Genomic DNA, 17904 nt, shown 5'->3' on the forward strand with positions numbered 1-17904 from the left:
ACCGGTATTTACGCCAGCAAGGCCGGAAGCTGTTTGTTCAGTGCGAGTTTTTCCATCACCGCCGCGCCCGTCAGGGCATAACCGAGCAATTGCCCCTCGGCGTCGTGGCACAGCGCCTTGACGTCGGCACCCTGCCCTTCGACCGTCCAGACGCCTTCGCGGCCCCGTGGCGGCGGCGAAACCACCAGCGGGCAGACCGGGGTTTTCACGGTAATCGGCATCGGCCCGTAGTTAACCGCCGTCGGGTTGCCGGCCAGGGTTTGTGCCAGCGCTCGCGCACAACTCATAAGGGGCATCACGTACAAAAGATTCAGCCCGTCGACCTCGGCGCAATCACCCAGGGCGTAAATGTTGGCGTGAGAGGTTTGCAGATGGCGGTCGACCATCACGCCGCGATTGGTCTGGATACCGGCTGCCGCCGCCAGATCGATCCGTGGGCGCAGGCCGATAGCCGACACCACCACATCGCAAGGGACAACCTGGCCGTCGGACAGGTGGGCTTCCAGTCCATCGGTGACTTTTTGCAGTCGGGTCAGCACCGGGCCGAGGTGGAAACGCGCACCGAGGCTTTCCAGCCCGGCCTGCACCGCTGCCGCAGCGGCCGGGTGCAGCAGGGTTGGCATCACTTGCTCGCACGGCGCAACCAGTTGCACTTCATAGCCGCCGAGGATCAGGTCGTTGGCGAACTCACAGCCAATCAGGCCGGCACCTAGCAGCAACACTCGACGCTTGCCTGCCGCCGCGGCGCGAAAACGTGCGTAATCTTCGAGATCGTTGATCGGGAATACCAGATCCCCGCCATCGCCTTCGATCGGCACACGCACTGTTTCGGCGCCCCAGGCGAGGATCAGGTCGCGATAGCTCACCGCTTCCTCACCAATCCACAACCGTTTGTGGCCCGCGTCGATGCCACTGATGCGGGTGTGCGTGCGAATCTCGGCCTTCAATTGCTCGGCCATGGCGCCGGGTTCGGCCATGCTCAGGCCGTCGGCGTCCTTGTTCTTGCCGAAGCCGGTGGAAAGCATCGGTTTGGAGTAGGAACGACCGTCATCGGCGGTAATCAACAGCAGCGGGGTTTCGCCATCGAGTTTGCGAAACTCGCGGGCCAGGTTGTAACCCGCCAGCCCGGTGCCGACGATTACGACAGGTGCGCTCATGCCTTACTCCTTGTGAGTTCTCAGTTGATTTCGATCATTTCGAAGTCCATCTTGCCGACGCCGCAGTCAGGGCACAGCCAGTCTTCCGGCACGTCCTGCCACAGGGTGCCCGGCGCGATGCCGTCGTCCGGCCAGCCATCGGCTTCGTTATAGATCAGGCCGCAGACCACACATTGCCACTTCTTCATTCAGGTACTTCCTCAGGATTCAGGCTTTAGCCGGCGCGGACGGTCGATGGTGCAGCGCTGCCGTCCGGCTCAGGGCGTTTTGTACTGATGGTACCGGCCAGATGCAAGCCTGTTCGGCGCAATGGCGGCCCGGATCAATCAAACTCGCGGTTCGCCATGGTAAGCTCGCCGCCTCATTTGCTGCCAATAATGACTCATTGTGCAACTCAAAAACGCCCCGCTGTGGCGCCTGCAAAGCCACCTGAATCCCCTCCCCGACACATCCACGCTTGACTGGCTGTTCGACGAAGGCTCCCTGACCCGCCGCCTGACGCGTCTGTCCGATGACGGCTTCAGCGTCACGCCGCTGTTCGAAGGCTGGCAGACCCTGCGCGACGACGAATGCGCGGCGCTGAACCTGGCCGAAGGCAGCGAAGGCTGGGTGCGTGAGGTGTATTTGCGCGGGCATGGCGAGGCATGGGTGTTCGCCCGCAGCGTGGCGTCGCGCAGTGCCTTGCAGGGCGACGGGTTGCATATGGATGAGTTGGGCAGCCGCTCGCTGGGCGAACTGCTGTTCTGCGATCACGCGTTCCAGCGCCGCGCCATCGAAGTCTGCCATTACCCGGAACATTGGCTGCCCGAGGATTCCCGGGCCGCCGGACTGTGGGGGCGTCGTTCGCGTTTCGACCGTGGTGCATTGAGCGTACTGGTGGCGGAGATTTTCCTGCCTACGCTGTGGGAAGCCGTCCGCGCCCGTCCGGAGAACTGCTGATGTACCAAAGCCTGCTCAAATCCCTGAATCGCCTGAACCCACGCGCCTGGGACTTCATCCAACTGACCCGGATGGACAAGCCAATCGGCATTTATCTGCTGCTGTGGCCGACGCTTTGGGCGCTGTGGATTGCCGGTAAAGGTTCGCCTTCGCTGGCCAACGTCGTGATTTTCGTTCTCGGCGTGGTGCTGACCCGTGCCGGCGGCTGCGTCATCAATGACTGGGCCGACCGCAAGGTCGACGGCCATGTGAAGCGCACCGCCGAACGCCCGCTGGCCGCCGGGCGGATCAGCTCGAAAGAGGCGCTGGTGTTCTTCGCCCTGCTGATGGGCGTGAGTTTCCTGCTGGTGCTGTGCACCAACGCCGCGACCATCTGGCTGTCGCTGGGCGGCCTGGCGCTGGCGTTTACCTATCCGTTCATGAAGCGCTACACCTATTACCCGCAGGTGGTGCTGGGCGCGGCGTTTTCCTGGGGCATGCCGATGGCGTTCACCGCCGAAACCGGTGAGCTGCCGGCGACCGCCTGGCTGCTGTGGATCGCCAACCTGCTGTGGACGGTGGGCTACGACACTTATTACGCGATGACCGACCGCGACGATGACTTGAAGATCGGCGTGAAATCCACGGCCATCCTGTTCGGCGAAGCGGACCGGGTGATCATCCTGACCTTGCAGGCCCTGTCGCTGGGATGCCTGTTGCTGGCCGGATCGAAGTTCGAGTTGGGAATGTGGTTCCACCTCGGCCTGCTGGTGGCGGCCGGGTGCTACGCCTGGGAGTTCTGGTACACCCGCGATCGCGACCGGATGCGCTGCTTCAAGGCGTTTTTGCACAACCACTGGGCCGGACTGGCGATTTTCGTCGGGATCGTGCTGGATTACGCGTTCCGCTGACCTCAAAGCATCGCGGCCCGGGGCAATGCCTGCGGGCCGCGATCCGGTTTCACTGAATGGCTTACTTGTGTTCGTGAACCACGTGCCACACGTCTTTCATTCCATCGCCCTTCATTTCTCCAGGCTTCTCGTCCTTCATGAACGTATACAGCGGCTTGCCGTCGTAGGCGTACTGCATCATGCCGTCATCACGTTTGATGACCGTCCATTTGCCTTCGGCCTTGGCGCCCGCCGGAGCCATCATCGGCGGCCAGTTCTTGGCGCAATCGCCGTTGCACATCGACTTGCCGCCAGCGTCCTTGTCGAACGTATAAACGGTCATGCCTTTGTGATCGACCATCATGCCGTCTTTCATCATGGCCGGCTCGGCCGCCATCGCCAGTCCAGGCAGAGTCAGGGCGGCAGCCATCAGCAAAGCCTTAAAGGAAGCAGTCATTTGAGTCATGGAAACCTTCTTTTGTGGTTGTCAGGATTCGGACTTAGAGCTTAGTTCAGGATCTGCACAATCGCCGCCGGACTAAAATACTGTCACACGACTGCAATAATTCCGTTATCTAATGCGGCGCAAGACAGTTAAATGACAAGAGGATTAAGGCATGGTTGGCAGGAGCATTCTGATCGTCGACGACGAAGCGCCCATTCGCGAAATGATCGCCGTTGCGTTGGAAATGGCCGGCTATGACTGCCTCGAGGCAGAGAACTCGCAGCAGGCGCACGCCATTATCGTCGACCGTAAACCGGACCTGATCCTGCTCGACTGGATGCTGCCCGGCACCTCCGGCATCGAGCTGGCCCGCCGCCTCAAGCGTGACGAGCTGACCGGGGACATCCCGATCATCATGCTCACCGCGAAGGGCGAAGAGGACAACAAGATCCAGGGTCTGGAAGTCGGCGCCGACGACTACATCACCAAACCGTTTTCCCCACGCGAACTGGTAGCACGCCTCAAGGCCGTGCTGCGTCGCGCCGGTCCGACCGATGGCGAAGCGCCGATCGAAGTCGGCGGCCTGCTGCTCGACCCGATCAGCCACCGCGTGACCATCGACGGCAAACCTGCCGAGATGGGCCCGACCGAATACCGTCTGCTGCAATTCTTCATGACCCACCAGGAACGCGCCTACACCCGTGGCCAGTTGCTGGACCAGGTCTGGGGCGGCAACGTCTATGTTGAAGAGCGCACGGTCGACGTGCACATCCGACGCCTGCGCAAGGCGCTCGGCGACGCCTACGAAAATCTGGTACAAACCGTGCGCGGCACTGGCTATCGGTTCTCCACCAAGGCCTGAGCCGAGCGCCCTCCCCGCAGACAAGGACCGCATTTTCCGTGAACCAAAACTGGCATGGCACCCTGATTCGCCACATGCTGTTGCTGGTCACCGGCTGCCTGGTGATCGGCCTGATCACCGGCTACTACGGCTGGAGTCTGGCGGCGGGACTGGGCCTGTACCTGGCCTGGACGCTCAAGCAACTGCTGCGCCTGCACGAATGGCTGCGCCTGCACCAACCCGATGAAGCACCGCCCGACGGCTATGGCCTGTGGGGCGAAGTGTTCGACAGCATCTACCACCTGCAACGCCGCGACCAACGGGTACGCGGACGCCTGCAAGCGGTGATCGACCGCGTTCAAGAGTCCACCGCCGCGCTGAAAGACGCAGTGATCATGCTCGACAGCGACGGCAACCTGGAATGGTGGAACCGCGCCGCCGAAACCCTGCTCGGTCTGAAAACCCCACAGGACAGCGGCCAACCGGTGACCAACCTGGTCCGCCATCCGCGCTTCAAGGAATACTTCGAGCAGGAAAGCTACGCCGAACCGCTGGAAATCCCCTCGCCGACCAACGATCGCGTACGCATCCAGCTGTACCTCACGCGCTACGGCAACAACGAACACTTGATGCTGGTGCGCGACGTCACGCGCATCCATCAGCTGGAACAAATGCGCAAAGACTTCATCGCCAACGTCTCCCATGAGCTGCGTACCCCGCTAACGGTGATCTGTGGCTACCTGGAAACCCTGCTCGACAACGTCGAGGAAGTGAACCCGCGCTGGAGCCGCGCCCTGCAGCAGATGCAGCAACAGGGCGGGCGTATGCAAACCCTGCTCAACGACTTGCTGCTGCTGGCCAAACTGGAAGCCACCGATTACCCGTCGGACAACCAGCCCGTGCATATCGACACCCTGCTGCAGTCGATCAAGAGCGATGCGCAGCAGTTGTCAGGCTCGAAGAATCAGCGCATCACCCTGGAAGCCGACACCCGCATCCTGCTCAAGGGCAGCGAGGCGGAACTGCGCAGTGCGTTTTCCAACCTGGTGTTCAACGCCGTCAAATACACCCCGGCCGAAGGCAATATCCGCATCCGCTGGTGGGGCGACGATCAGGGCGCGCACCTGAGCGTGCAGGATTCCGGGATCGGCATCGACAGCAAACACCTGCCGCGCCTGACCGAACGCTTCTACCGCGTCGACTCCAGCCGCAACTCCAATACCGGCGGCACGGGCCTGGGTCTGGCCATCGTCAAACACGTATTGCTGCGCCACCGCGCGCGGATGGAGATCAGCAGCGTGCCCGGCCACGGCAGCACATTCACCTGCCATTTCGCCCCGGCGCAGGTCGCTCAGGCACGGGTCATCAGCGCCGCTGAGTAATGCCGGACTAGGCAATCGCCAGGTCAGCCGCTACATTGGCTGACTTGCGCCTGCCTTTCAGGCGCGATTTCTTCTCTCTTACGAATCACACGGAACCCGCAAAACTCCATCATGGACCCTTCCCCTGGCTTGTCCCTCGCTACCATTTTCGCCGATTTCGGCATGATTCTTTTCGCTCTGATCCTGGTTCTGCTCAACGGCTTCTTCGTTGCGGCGGAGTTCGCCATGGTCAAACTGCGCTCGACCCGGGTCGAAGCCATCGCTGAACAGCACGGCTGGCGCGGGCACATCCTGCGCACGGTGCACAGTCAGCTCGATGCTTACCTCTCGGCGTGCCAGCTCGGTATCACCCTCGCCTCCCTCGGTCTGGGCTGGGTCGGTGAGCCGGCGTTTGCGCACATTCTCGAGCCGCTGCTGAGCGCGGTCGGCGTGCAGTCGGCCGAAGTCGTCAAAGGCATCTCGTTCTTCACAGCGTTCTTCATCATTTCCTACCTGCACATCGTGGTCGGCGAGCTCGCACCCAAATCCTGGGCGATCCGCAAACCCGAACTGCTGTCGCTGTGGACGGCGGTGCCGCTGTACCTGTTCTACTGGGCCATGTACCCGGCGATCTATCTGCTCAACGCCAGCGCCAACACCATCCTGCGCATCGCAGGGCAAGGTGAACCCGGCCCGCATCACGAGCACCACTACAGCCGTGAAGAACTGAAACTGATCCTGCACTCCAGCCGTGGCCAGGACCCGAGCGACCAAGGCATGCGCGTGCTGGCCTCGGCGGTGGAAATGGGCGAGCTGGAAGTGGTCGACTGGGCCAACTCCCGGGAAGACCTGATCACCCTCGAGTTCAACGCCCCGCTGAAAGAAATCCTGGCGATGTTCCGTCGCCACAAGTTCAGCCGCTATCCGGTGTACGACAGCGAGCGCCAGGAGTTCGTCGGCCTGCTGCACATCAAGGATCTGCTGCTGGAACTGGCGGCGCTGGATCACATCCCCGAGTCGTTCAACCTCGCCGAACTGACCCGTCCGCTGGAGCGCGTATCGCGGCACATGCCGCTGTCGCAGTTGCTGGAGCAGTTCCGCAAGGGCGGCTCGCACTTCGCCGTGGTCGAAGAGGCCGACGGCAACATCATCGGCTACCTGACCATGGAAGACGTGCTGGAAGTGCTGGTCGGCGATATCCAGGACGAACACCGCAAGGCCGAGCGCGGCATCCTCGCCTATCAGCCGGGCAAGTTGCTGGTGCGGGGTGATACGCCGCTGTTCAAGGTCGAGCGCCTGCTGGGTATCGACCTGGATCACATCGAAGCCGAAACCCTCGCCGGGCTGATCTACGAAACCCTGAAACGGGTGCCGGAAGAGGAAGAAGTGCTGGAAGTCGAAGGCCTGCGGATCATCATCAAGAAGATGAAGGGCCCGAAAATCATTCTGGCCAAGGTACTGATGCTCGACTGACGGGGATTACCGCTTGCCCAACGCAAAGTTGGGCAACGCCCCCAGCGGCTGGTTGAACTGATACGGAATCGATACCAGCCCCCCTCCTGTATTGCGCTGCACTACGAAGTGCAGGTGCGGGCCGCTGCTGTTGCCGGTATTGCCGGACAGCGCCAGCGGACTGCCCACCGCCACTCGCTGACCTTCCCGCACACCCACCGACCCTTGCTTGAGGTGCAGGTACACGCCCATCGTGCCGTCGTCGTGCAGCACCCGCACGAAATTGCCGGAAGGATCGGTGCCGCGCCCGCTCTGGGAATTCTCGGTCTTCACCACCACCCCGGCCCGCGCCGCGATGATCGGTGTGCCGACCGGCATGGCGATGTCCATCGCGTATTTGTTCTTCGGCCCGTAATGGCTGTAGTCGCCATTGGCACCCTGACTCAGACGGAATGGCCCGCCACGCCACGGAAACGGATAGCGATAGCTCTGAGCGGCGCCAGCGGGGTCGCCGAGGGAATACTGGAACATCGGCGTGTACACCAGCGGCTTGCCACCGGACACCGCCGTCAGCAACGCCAGCCGCGTATTGCTGCGCGCCGGCAGCACCCGGCGGATTGTTTCAGCCGGTGCGCCACGCACGTTGCTCATCCCGGTAAACGCCAGTGCAACCTCGACCGGCGCATACAGGTCGTTGCGCACGAACACCACGTCCGTGCCCTTCTGCTTCTTGATGTCGAGATAGACCTGGCGTTCGAGGCGCTCGACCATCCGGTCCTGAAATACGAACACCTGGGAACCTTTGCTCGGACGGTCGCTGTACGAAACCACTCCGTTGGCATCGGTGGATTTGTAGATCGTCATGGCCACGGTCGAGGTGGAGGCCATGAACAGACCACAGAAAAACAGCAGGCGCAGGGGCATGGGCAAAAGTTCTGTCGAGTGAGGCCTGGGATTGAGCCTAGCAGCTGAAGCAGACCAGGCTAGTCGACAGATGTTTCAAATTTGGCACAGCACAAAACAAAAGGTCGCAGCCCAAGGCATCCCCCGCATCGGAATACCATCCGTTGCGGGGGATGCCACAGGCTGCGACCTTTTTGGCCGCGACGCTTACGCGCCCGGAACGAAGTGCTTCTGCGCCGTGCCGCGTGCGATCAGGCGGGAGATGTAGTCGAGCTTCTGCGCGTCCTGGTCGACGAAACGGAAGGTCAGTTGCAGCCAGTCGCTGTCGGCTTTCTGCTCATGCGCCACGATGGCGTGCAGGTAGCCGTTGAGGCGGGCGATTTCGGCGTTGTCGCCCTGCTCCAGATCGAGCACGGCGCTGTCGAGGATCTGCGGCAGGGTGTCGGTGCGTTTCACTACCAACAGCGCTTCCTTGATGCTCAGGGCCTTGATCACGCACTGCTGGGTGCCGCTTGGCAGGCGCAGTTGGCCCTGGCCACGACCGCTGGCCGGAGCGGCGGAGGCTGTCGGTGCTTTCACGGGCGGGCTGTTGAGCAGGCCACGCTGTGGCGCGGCGGCTGGTGCCGGGGCCGCAGCGGCAGGCTTGGCAAACGGATTCACGGGAGCTGCCGCCGGTGCGGAACCGATGACTGCTGCCTTGCCGCCCGTCAACGCGCTCAGGGAGTCGTTGCCGAACGCCGAGTTCATCTTGGTCGGGGCGCTGTTCATCAGGGTGTCGAGCTTGCCGACCTTGTTCAGGGCCTGCTTGACCTTGGTCAGCAGTTGCTCGTTGGTGAACGGCTTGCTGACGTAGCCGGAAACGCCGGCCTGAATCGCCTGTACTACGTTTTCCTTGTCGCCACGGCTGGTGACCATGACGAACGGCATGGTCTTGAGATTGTCCTGCTCACGGCACCAGGTCAGCAGTTCAAGACCGGACATTTCCGGCATTTCCCAGTCGCACAGGACCAGGTCGAACGCTTCCTTGGCCAGCATGGCCTGAGCCTTTTTACCGTTGACGGCGTCCTCGGTGCGGATCCCCGGGAAGTAATTACGCAGGCACTTTTTCACCAGGTCACGAATGAACGATGCATCGTCCACGACCAACACACTGATCTTGCTCATCCAACACCCCTATTAAAATCCCGGCAAGCATAACGCTGGCTGATGGCACATTGCCAAAACTCTTCAGTCACGCCGGGACTTTTCGTTCGCGGGTGCTGCTTTTTAATTCGCTTTTTAACTCGGTTCTGCCTTCTGAAAAGCAGAAACAAAAACGCCCGGCCAAAGGGCCGGGCGCTTTTCTCAGGCAATCTTACTTATCGTCAGCATCGCCCGGAACATTAGCGGTTTCACCACTTGTTCCTTCAACTTCTTCCTTCATGCGCTTGAGGCCCATGTGGCGCACGTCGGTGCCGCGTACCAGGTAAATCACCAGTTCCGAGATATTGCGCGCGTGATCGCCGATCCGCTCCAGCGAACGCAGCACCCAGATAATGCTCAAGACCCGCGAGATAGAGCGTGGGTCTTCCATCATGTAGGTCGCCAGCTCACGCAGGGCAGTCTTGTATTCGCGGTCGATGATCTTGTCGTACTGCGCCACCGACAACGCCAGATCGGCGTCGAAGCGGGCAAACGCGTCCAGCGCATCACGGACCATGTTGCGCACCTGGTCGCCGATGTGACGCACTTCGACGTAACCGCGCGGCGCTTCACCTTCTTCGCACAGCTGGATTGCACGACGGGCAATCTTGGTCGCTTCGTCACCGATGCGTTCCAGGTCGATCACCGACTTGGAGATGCTGATGATCAGACGCAGGTCGGACGCCGCCGGTTGACGACGGGCCAGAATGCGCAGGCATTCTTCGTCGATGTTGCGTTCCATCTGGTTGATCTGGTCGTCGATCTCGCGCACTTGCTGGGCCAGACCCGAGTCGGCTTCGATCAGCGCGGTGACCGCGTCATTGACCTGCTTCTCGACCAGCCCGCCCATGGCCAGGAGGTGGCTGCGCACTTCTTCCAGTTCGGCGTTGAACTGCGCGGAAATGTGGTGGGTAAGGCCTTCTTTACTAATCATGTTGGCGTCCTTGGAGCGTCCGGTAAGGTGCGGCGGGCCGCAGCGTCAATTCAGTGAGCAACAACCAGTGTCTGCTAGCCGTAACGACCGGTGATGTAGTCTTCGGTCTGCTTCTTGGCCGGATTGGTGAACAGGGTATCGGTGTCGCCGAATTCCACCAGTTTGCCCATGTACATGAACGCCGTGTAGTCGGACACCCGCGCCGCCTGCTGCATGTTGTGGGTCACGATGACGATGGTGAACTTGGACTTGAGCTCGTAGATCAGCTCTTCGACTTTCAGGGTCGAGATCGGGTCGAGGGCCGAGCACGGTTCGTCGAGCAGCAGCACTTCCGGCTCCACGGCGATGGTACGGGCGATCACCAGACGCTGCTGCTGACCACCGGACAGGCCGAGAGCCGAGTCATGCAGACGGTCTTTCACTTCGTCCCACAGGGCCGCGCCTTTCAACGCCCACTCGACGGCTTCGTCGAGGATGCGCTTCTTGTTGATGCCCTGGATGCGCAGGCCGTAGACCACGTTCTCGTAGATAGTCTTCGGGAACGGGTTAGGCTTCTGGAACACCATGCCGACCCGGCGACGCAGCTCGGCCACGTCTTCGCCCTTGCGGTAGATGTTGTTGCCGTACAGGTTGATCGCGCCTTCAACGCGGCAGCCGTCCACCAGGTCGTTCATGCGGTTGAAGGTACGCAGCAGCGTGGACTTGCCGCAGCCGGACGGGCCGATGAAGGCAGTCACGCGCTGTTTCGGAATGTTCATGCTGACGTCGTACAGCGCTTGTTTCTCGCCGTAGAACAGGCTCAGGCCCGGCACTTCGATGGCTACGGTTTCCTGCTCGAGGTTCAGGCTCTGCTTGTCGCGGCCCAGGGCAGACATGTTGATGCCGTGGGTATGTGTTTCGTGCTGCATGGGAGGCTCCCTGTGCTAACAAATTCGGTTCGGTTGGCTGCCGGGAATCAGGCCGGCAGCCCTTCAATTCTTGTAACGGCGATCAGCTGTCCAGTGCCTTGTACTTCTCGCGCAGGTGGTTACGAATCCACACCGCCGACAGGTTGAGCACCGCAATCACCAGCACCAGCAGCAACGCGGTGGCGTACACCAGCGGTCGTGCGGCTTCGACGTTCGGGCTCTGGAAGCCGACATCATAAATATGGAAGCCCAGGTGCATGATCTTCTGGTCCAGGTGCAGGTACGGGTAGTTGCCATCCACCGGCAGCGACGGCGCCAGTTTCACCACACCCACCAGCATCAGCGGCGCCACTTCACCGGCGGCGCGGGCCACCGCGAGGATCATGCCGGTCATCATGGCCGGGCTGGCCATCGGGATCACGATCTTCCACAGGGTTTCAGCCTTGGTCGCGCCGAGTGCCAGCGAACCCTCACGCACGGTGCGAGGAATCCGCGCCAGGCCTTCTTCGGTGGCCACGATCACCACCGGCACCGCCAGCAGCGCCAGGGTCAACGAAGCCCAGAGCAGACCCGGCGTACCGAAGGTCGGCGCCGGCAGCGCTTCCGGGAAGAACAAGCGGTCGACCGAACCACCGAGTACGTAGACGAAGAAGCCCAGGCCGAACACGCCGTAGACAATCGCCGGAACGCCAGCAAGGTTGTTCACCGCGATCCGGATGATCCGGGTCAGGGCGTTCTGCTTGGCGTATTCGCGCAGGTACACCGCCGCCAGCACGCCGAACGGGGTCACGATCATCGCCATGATCAGGGTCATCATCACGGTGCCGAAGATCGCCGGGAAGATCCCGCCTTCGGTGTTCGCTTCACGCGGGTCGTCGGACAGGAACTCCCAGATCTTGCTGAAGTAGAAACCGACCTTGGTCAAGGTGCTCATGGCGTTCGGCTGGTAGGCGTGAACCACCTTGCCCAAACCGATTTCGATTTCCTTGCCGTTGGCATCACGAGCGGTCAAAGCGTCACGGTTGAACTGCGCGTGCAGGTCGGCCAGGCGTGCTTCTACGTCTTGATAGCGGGCGTTCAGCTCGGCGCGCTCGGCATCCATGTCCGCTTGCGCGGTGGCGTCGAGTTTGCCTTCCAGCTCCAGTTTGCGACCGTGCAGACGGATGCGCTCGAGACCGGCGTTGATCGCGCCGATGTCGGTTTTTTCCAGCGACTTCAGCTGCGCGGCGAGGCCGTTCACGCGGTTGATCCGCGCTTGCAGCTCAGGCCAGGCCGCTTCGCCTTCGGTGATCACCTTGCCGTCCTGTTTGACGTTGACCAGGTAGCCGTAGAAGTTGCCCCACTCGCGACGCTCGATCGCCATCAGTTCTGGTGGCGTGGTCTGGTTGGTCAGCCACTCGCCGACGATCCAGGTGAAGTCGTTGCCGTTCAGGTCACGGTTGCCGACCTTGATCAGCTCGCGGGTCATGAATTCCGGGCCGGCGTCCGGCACCGGCAGACCGGCGCTTTTCAGACGTGCACGCGGCACTTCTTCTTTCTGCACCACTTCGCCGACGACCAGGTGATTGGCCTGGCCCGGCACGTCGTAGCTGGCATGCACCAGATCCGCCGGCCAGAAGTGACCCAGACCGCGCACGGCAATCACCGCCAGCAGGCCAATGGTCATGATGACCGCGATGGACACCGCGCCACCGCTGATCCAGACGCCCGGGGCGCCGCTCTTGAACCATCCATTCAGGGAGTTCTGTTTCACAGACTTCTACCTTTCTTAAAGCGACGAGTATTTCTTGCGCAGACGCTGACGAATCAGTTCCGCGAGGGTGTTCATGACGAAGGTGAACAACAGCAGCACCAGCGCCGAGAGGAACAGCACGCGGTAGTGGCTGCCGCCGACTTCCGACTCCGGCATTTCCACCGCGACGTTGGCGGCCAGGGTGCGCAGGCCTTCGAACAGGTTCATTTCCATGACCGGGGTGTTGCCGGTGGCCATCAGCACGATCATGGTTTCACCGACCGCACGGCCCATGCCGATCATCAGCGCCGAGAAAATGCCCGGGCTGGCGGTCAGGATCACCACGCGAGTCATGGTCTGCCACGGCGTGGCACCGAGGGCCAGCGAGCCCAGGGTCAGGCCGCGCGGCACGCTGAACACGGCGTCTTCGGCGATGGAGTAGATGTTCGGGATTACCGCGAAGCCCATGGCCAGACCGACCACCAGTGCGTTGCGCTGGTCGTAGGTGATGCCCAGGTCGTGGGAGATCCACATGCGCATGTCACCGCCGAAGAACCAGTTCTCCATGAACGGGCTCATGTACAGCGACAGCCAGCCCACGAACAGGATCACCGGGATCAGCAGTGCACTTTCCCAGCCGTCCGGGACTTTCAGGCGGATCGACTCAGGCAGGCGGCTGAAGGTGAAACCGGCGACCAGGATGCCGATCGGCAACAGCATCAGCAGGCTGAAAATGCCCGGCAGATGCCCTTCCACATACGGTGCGAGGAACAGGCCGGCGAAGAAGCCGAGGATCACCGTCGGCATCGCTTCCATCAGCTCGATCACCGGCTTGACCTTGCGGCGCATGCCCGGGGCCATGAAGTACGCGGTGTAGATCGCAGCGGCGACGGCCAGTGGCGCAGCCAGCAGCATCGCGTAGAACGCGGCTTTCAGGGTGCCGAAAGTCAGTGGCGACAGGCTCAGTTTCGGTTCGAAATCGGTGTTGGCGGCGGTCGATTGCCAGACGTATTTAGGCTCGTCGTAGTTCTCGTACCAGACCTTGCTCCACAGCGCGCTCCACGAGACTTCCGGGTGCGGGTTGTCGAGCAGCAGCGGTTGCAGCTTGCCGCCGGCCTCGACGATCACACGGTTGGCGCGTGGCGACAGACCGAACAGGCCCTCGCCTTCGACCACCTGATCGACCAGCAAGGTGCGGTGCGCGGTGCTGTGGAACACGCCGAGCTTGCCGCTGGCATCCAGTGCCAGGAAGCCTTTGCGACGTTCTTCAGCGGTGATTTCAACGATCGGCGTCTTGCCCATCTGGAAGGTACGGATCTGCTTCAGGCGCAGTTCGCCATCGGTGTCGCGAGCCATGAACCACTGGGCCAGGCCACCGGTGGAGTCGCCGACGATCAGCGAGATACCGCCCACCAGTTGGGTAGAAGCGGTAACTTGCGCATCGGCGTTTTCCAGTAGTTTGTAGCGACCGTTGAGGCTCTTGTCGCGCAGGCTGAACACATCGGCCTGGGCACGACCGTTGATCACGTAGAGCCATTGCTGACGCGGATCGACGAAGATGTTTTTCACAGGCTCGGTCATCTGCGGCAGATCGATACGCTTCTGCTCGTTGGTGACTTCACCGGTCATCATGTTTTCTTCGCTGGTCAGCGACAGCACATTGAGTTGCGAACCGGTGGAGCCGACCAGCATCAGGGTCGAGTCGGTGGCGTTGAGGCTGACGTGCTCCAGCGCACCGCCGCTCTCGTTGAGCGCAATCGGCGTCTCGCCGTACGGGAACTCGACCGCCGGAGTGATGGTTTTCTTGCCATCCGGGTAGCTGACTTTATAGGTGTGACGGAACACCAGCGCCTGACCGTTGGACAGGCCCACGGCCACCAGCGGATGACCCGGCTGGTCTTCACCGATGGAGGTCACACTGGCGCCGGCCGGAACCGGCAGATCGACGCGCTTCAATTCAGCGCCACTGTCGATGTCGAAGAACAGCGCCTGGCCCTTGTCGGAAACGCGCATGGCCACCTGATTCTGCTCTTCGAGCGAAATCATCAGCGGCTTGCCAGCGTCCTGCATCCAGGCCGGGGTGATTGCATCTTTCGCAGTCAGGTCAGCACCTTTGAACAGCGGCGCGACCACGTAGGCGAGGAAGAAGAAGATCAGGGTGATGGCTGCCAGCACCGCCAGACCGCCAACGAGGACGTACCAGCGGGTGAAGCGATCCTTGAGCGCGCGAATGCGGCGCTTGCGTTGCAACTCAGGCGTATTGAAGTCAATGCGCTTGGGAGGGTTCGTAGTCATTTTGGAATTGGCCAGATCATTCATGCGCACACCCTAGCGATCCTGTATGACAGAAAGATGACAATGCAGTGACGCACCAAATCCGCCGCCAGCAGGGCACTGGCAGTGGATAAAAGAATTCGGGGAGTGTGGGAGCCGGGCCGCTTGCGGGCCGGGCCCCACACGTGAGTCAGGCGGGGTTCACCCCTGACTCAGTTTGTTACTTTTTTGCGACTTCAGCGCCGCCTTCCTGCAGGCCCAGGTCAGCCAGTGCTTTTGCAGCAACCTTGGCTGGCAGTGGGATGTAGCCGTCTTTCACTACCACTTCCTGGCCCTGTTTCGACAGAACCAGTTTCACGAACTCGGCTTCCAGCGGGGCCAGAGGCTTGTTCGGGGCTTTGTTGACGTATACGTACAGGAAACGGGACAGCGGGTACTTGCCGTTCAGGGCGTTTTCTTCGGTGTCTTCGATGAAATCGGTGCTGCCTTTCTTCGACAGAGCAACGGTTTTCACGCTGGCGGTCTTGTAGCCGATGCCCGAGTAACCGATGCCGTTCAGCGAGGAGCTGATCGACTGCACGACCGAAGCCGAGCCTGGTTGTTCGTTGACGTTAGGCTTGTAGTCACCTTTGCACAGGGCTTCTTCCTTGAAGTAGCCGTAGGTGCCGGATACCGAGTTGCGACCGAACAGCTGAACCGGCTTGTTGGCCAGGTCGCCGGTCACGCCCAGGTCACCCCAGGTTTTCACTTCGGCTTTGGCGCCGCACAGACGGGTGGACGAGAAGATCGCGTCAACCTGTTCCATGGTCAGGTGCTGGATCGGGTTGTCCTTGTGCACGAATACAGCCAGGGCGTCCACGGCAACCGGGATAGCGGTTGGCTTGTAGCCGTACTTCTGTTCGAAGGCCGCCAGTTCGGTGTCCTTCATCTTGCGGCTCATCGGGCCCAGGTTGGAGGTGCCTTCGGTCAGCGCAGGTGGCGCGGTGGCGGAGCCAGCGGCCTGAATCTGGATGTTTACGTTCGGGTATTCTTTTTTGTAGTTCTCGGCCCACAAGGTCATGAGGTTGGCCAGGGTATCGGAGCCGACGCTGGACAGGTTGCCCGACACACCAGTGGTCTTGGTGTAGCTCGGGATCGACGGGTCAACAGCGGCGAACGCGTTGGCGGTCGCAACGCCAGCAGCGACAAAAGTCATTGCCGCCATCAAACGCTTCAGTTTCATGCCTTACTCCTAGCAGATAGGGGGTGTTAAGTCGGGGCCAAGTATCAGCAGGCCGTGTGAACACTCTATGGCTGAAATATGACAATTGGATGAAAGGCCAGCATCCCCTGTCGGAAGGCTGGCCTTTCAGTTGTAACCGAACGTGTGAGGCTGATTCAGCGGCGTGATTCAGCGGCCCTTGCTCCACAACCAGGCGCCGACCAGGATCCCCATCCCGCACAGCACCGCCACGTAATAGGCAGGCCCCATCGCGCTTTCCTTCAGCAGCAGGCTGACCACCATCGGGGTCAGGCCGCCGAAGATGGCGTAAGCGACGTTATAAGAGAAGGACAGACCGCTGAAGCGCACCACCGGCGGGAACGCCTTGACCATCACATACGGCACCGCGCCGATGGTGCCGACCAGAAAACCGGTCAGCGCATACAGCGGGAACAGCCAGTTCGGGTGATCGGCGAGGCTGTGATAGAAGGTCCAGGAGCTGATCAGCAGCCCCAGGCAACCGAACACGAATACTCGACCGGCACCAAAGCGATCCGCCAGTGCACCGGAAATGATGCAGCCCAGGCTCAGGAATACGATCGCCAGGCTGTTGGATTGCAGCGCGGTGGTCGGCGAGAAGTGATAGACCGTCTGCAGCACGGTCGGGGTCATCAGGATCACCACGACGATGCCGGCGGACAGCAGCCAGGTCAGCAGCATCGAGATGGCGATGGCCCCGCGATGGTCACGCAGCACCGCGCGCAGCGGCACTTCTTCGGCCAGGGCCTTGCGCTGTTGCAGTTCGGCGAACACCGGGGTTTCGTGCAGCCAGCGGCGCAGGTAGACCGAGAACAGGCCGAACACGCCACCGAGCAGGAATGGAATCCGCCAGGCGTAATCCGAGACTTCCACTGGCGTATAGATGCTGTTGATCGCGGTGGCGACCAGCGAGCCCAGCAGAATGCCGGCGGTCAGGCCGCTGGTCAGGGTCCCGCAGGCGTAACCAATGTGCTTCCCGGGTACGTGTTCGGAAACGAAGACCCACGCCCCCGGCACTTCTCCGCCAATCGCCGCACCCTGGATGACGCGCATCAACAGCAGCAGGATCGGCGCCCACATGCCGATCTGTGCATAAGTCGGTAGCAGGCCCATGATCAGGGTCGGCACCGCCATCATGAAGATGCTCAGGGTGAACATCTTCTTGCGCCCCAGCAGGTCGCCGAAGTGCGCCATGACAATCCCGCCCAACGGCCGCGCGAGGTAACCGGCAGCAAAGATGCCGAAGGTCTGCATCAGGCGCAGCCACTCAGGCATGTCGGCCGGGAAGAACAACTTGCCGACCACGGTGGCAAAGAACACGAAAATGATGAAATCGTAAAACTCCAGCGCGCCCCCCAGGGCCGATAGCGACAGAGTCTTGTAGTCATTGCGGGTCAACGGTCGTGCGGGTTGGTCGGGCTGCGCGAGGCTCGAGGGCGCTGTGGTCATGGCAAGGTCTTCTCTTATAGTCGGATCTGCCGCCACAACAACGCTGGCTGTGGCTTGGGCAGGTTCGGCACCATAGCAAATTGTTCGAAAAAGCACATAGAGGCGCGTTTTTGACGGTCGAAATGAGAACCGGACGGTCGTCGCGGAGTCTACCGACCGATATACTCGCAATCCTGCTCCTGCTTGTAAGGGGTTGCTGTGCGAAAACGTCGTTGGTC

At 61.4% G+C, this 17904-nt stretch carries 16 protein-coding genes; 5 read left to right on the top strand and 11 right to left on the bottom strand.

Annotated elements, in window-relative coordinates:
* Positions 1-8 precede the first annotated feature (8 nt).
* Positions 9-1157, bottom strand: a complete 1149-nt coding sequence (locus tag AC07VV_RS10665; protein ID WP_495036193.1) for an NAD(P)/FAD-dependent oxidoreductase — start codon at positions 1155-1157, stop codon at positions 9-11.
* Positions 1158-1177: 20 nt separating this feature from the next.
* Complete coding sequence (locus AC07VV_RS10670; RefSeq protein WP_007954349.1) at positions 1178-1345, bottom strand: rubredoxin; 168 nt, start codon at positions 1343-1345, stop codon at positions 1178-1180.
* A gap of 199 nt (positions 1346-1544) precedes the next feature.
* Between AC07VV_RS10670 and AC07VV_RS10675 the strand changes: the two genes are divergently transcribed.
* Together AC07VV_RS10675 and ubiA are read left to right on the top strand one after the other, a co-directional pair.
* A complete protein-coding gene (locus tag AC07VV_RS10675; protein ID WP_495036194.1) occupies positions 1545-2096 on the top strand; it encodes a chorismate--pyruvate lyase family protein in 552 nt (183 codons plus the stop codon).
* Complete coding sequence (ubiA, locus tag AC07VV_RS10680) at positions 2096-2986, top strand: 4-hydroxybenzoate octaprenyltransferase (RefSeq protein ID WP_495036195.1); 891 nt, start codon at positions 2096-2098, stop codon at positions 2984-2986. The genes AC07VV_RS10675 and ubiA overlap by 1 nt, the downstream gene beginning before the upstream one ends.
* A gap of 61 nt (positions 2987-3047) precedes the next feature.
* On the opposite strand, the gene AC07VV_RS10685 is transcribed toward ubiA, so the two are convergent.
* Positions 3048-3431: a COG4315 family predicted lipoprotein gene (locus tag AC07VV_RS10685; protein WP_096817176.1), complete on the bottom strand. Its 384-nt coding sequence runs from the start codon at positions 3429-3431 to the stop codon at positions 3048-3050.
* 151 nt (positions 3432-3582) lie between these two features.
* Here AC07VV_RS10685 and phoB point away from each other — a divergent pair, with 151 nt between their 5' ends.
* The 3 genes from phoB (at position 3583) to AC07VV_RS10700 (ending at position 7085) form a co-directional block, all read left to right on the top strand.
* Positions 3583-4272, top strand: a complete 690-nt coding sequence (phoB, locus tag AC07VV_RS10690) for a phosphate regulon transcriptional regulator PhoB (RefSeq protein ID WP_007896474.1) — start codon at positions 3583-3585, stop codon at positions 4270-4272.
* A 74-nt stretch (positions 4273-4346) separates the two neighbouring features.
* Positions 4347-5633, top strand: coding sequence for a phosphate regulon sensor histidine kinase PhoR (gene phoR, locus AC07VV_RS10695; protein WP_236187695.1), 1287 nt, complete (start codon positions 4347-4349; stop codon positions 5631-5633).
* Between the two features lie 111 nt (positions 5634-5744).
* A complete protein-coding gene (locus tag AC07VV_RS10700; RefSeq protein ID WP_096817174.1) occupies positions 5745-7085 on the top strand; it encodes a hemolysin family protein in 1341 nt (446 codons plus the stop codon).
* 6 nt (positions 7086-7091) lie between these two features.
* Here AC07VV_RS10700 and AC07VV_RS10705 read toward each other — a convergent pair whose 3' ends face one another.
* From AC07VV_RS10705 to AC07VV_RS10740, 8 genes are all read right to left on the bottom strand, one after another.
* Complete coding sequence (locus AC07VV_RS10705) at positions 7092-7988, bottom strand: peptidoglycan DD-metalloendopeptidase family protein (RefSeq protein WP_495036196.1); 897 nt, start codon at positions 7986-7988, stop codon at positions 7092-7094.
* Positions 7989-8174: 186 nt separating this feature from the next.
* Positions 8175-9131, bottom strand: a complete 957-nt coding sequence (locus AC07VV_RS10710; RefSeq protein ID WP_495036197.1) for a response regulator — start codon at positions 9129-9131, stop codon at positions 8175-8177.
* Positions 9132-9321: 190 nt separating this feature from the next.
* A complete protein-coding gene (gene phoU / locus AC07VV_RS10715; protein ID WP_007954334.1) occupies positions 9322-10083 on the bottom strand; it encodes a phosphate signaling complex protein PhoU in 762 nt (253 codons plus the stop codon).
* Positions 10084-10157: 74 nt separating this feature from the next.
* Positions 10158-10991, bottom strand: coding sequence for a phosphate ABC transporter ATP-binding protein PstB (gene pstB / locus AC07VV_RS10720; protein WP_065258233.1), 834 nt, complete (start codon positions 10989-10991; stop codon positions 10158-10160).
* 82 nt (positions 10992-11073) lie between these two features.
* Positions 11074-12744, bottom strand: coding sequence for a phosphate ABC transporter permease PstA (gene pstA / locus AC07VV_RS10725; protein ID WP_495036198.1), 1671 nt, complete (start codon positions 12742-12744; stop codon positions 11074-11076).
* A gap of 15 nt (positions 12745-12759) precedes the next feature.
* Positions 12760-14793 (bottom strand): ABC transporter permease subunit, encoded by a 2034-nt coding sequence (locus AC07VV_RS10730; RefSeq protein ID WP_495036330.1) that lies wholly within the window; start codon positions 14791-14793, stop codon positions 12760-12762.
* A gap of 424 nt (positions 14794-15217) precedes the next feature.
* A complete protein-coding gene (locus tag AC07VV_RS10735; protein ID WP_085731336.1) occupies positions 15218-16219 on the bottom strand; it encodes a phosphate ABC transporter substrate-binding protein PstS in 1002 nt (333 codons plus the stop codon).
* Between the two features lie 168 nt (positions 16220-16387).
* A complete protein-coding gene (locus AC07VV_RS10740; protein ID WP_096817164.1) occupies positions 16388-17686 on the bottom strand; it encodes an MFS transporter in 1299 nt (432 codons plus the stop codon).
* Between the last annotated feature and the right edge of the window lie 218 nt (positions 17687-17904).

The organism is Pseudomonas sp. GW821-FHT02C04 (assembly GCF_059421845.1).

Coding starts and splice junctions, on each gene's coding strand:
- AC07VV_RS10665 (WP_495036193.1), bottom strand. CDS start 1,157: ATGAGCGCACCTGTCGTAATCGTCGGCACCGGGCTGGCGGGTTACAAC.
- AC07VV_RS10670 (WP_007954349.1), bottom strand. CDS start 1,345: ATGAAGAAGTGGCAATGTGTGGTCTGCGGCCTGATCTATAACGAAGCC.
- ubiA (WP_495036195.1), top strand. CDS start 2,096: ATGTACCAAAGCCTGCTCAAATCCCTGAATCGCCTGAACCCACGCGCC.
- AC07VV_RS10685 (WP_096817176.1), bottom strand. CDS start 3,431: ATGACTCAAATGACTGCTTCCTTTAAGGCTTTGCTGATGGCTGCCGCC.
- phoB (WP_007896474.1), top strand. CDS start 3,583: ATGGTTGGCAGGAGCATTCTGATCGTCGACGACGAAGCGCCCATTCGC.
- phoR (WP_236187695.1), top strand. CDS start 4,347: ATGCTGTTGCTGGTCACCGGCTGCCTGGTGATCGGCCTGATCACCGGC.
- AC07VV_RS10700 (WP_096817174.1), top strand. CDS start 5,745: ATGGACCCTTCCCCTGGCTTGTCCCTCGCTACCATTTTCGCCGATTTC.
- AC07VV_RS10705 (WP_495036196.1), bottom strand. CDS start 7,988: ATGCCCCTGCGCCTGCTGTTTTTCTGTGGTCTGTTCATGGCCTCCACC.
- AC07VV_RS10710 (WP_495036197.1), bottom strand. CDS start 9,131: ATGAGCAAGATCAGTGTGTTGGTCGTGGACGATGCATCGTTCATTCGT.
- phoU (WP_007954334.1), bottom strand. CDS start 10,083: ATGATTAGTAAAGAAGGCCTTACCCACCACATTTCCGCGCAGTTCAAC.
- pstB (WP_065258233.1), bottom strand. CDS start 10,991: ATGCAGCACGAAACACATACCCACGGCATCAACATGTCTGCCCTGGGC.
- AC07VV_RS10730 (WP_495036330.1), bottom strand. CDS start 14,793: ATGCAGGACGCTGGCAAGCCGCTGATGATTTCGCTCGAAGAGCAGAAT.
- AC07VV_RS10735 (WP_085731336.1), bottom strand. CDS start 16,219: ATGAAACTGAAGCGTTTGATGGCGGCAATGACTTTTGTCGCTGCTGGC.
- AC07VV_RS10740 (WP_096817164.1), bottom strand. CDS start 17,686: ATGACCACAGCGCCCTCGAGCCTCGCGCAGCCCGACCAACCCGCACGA.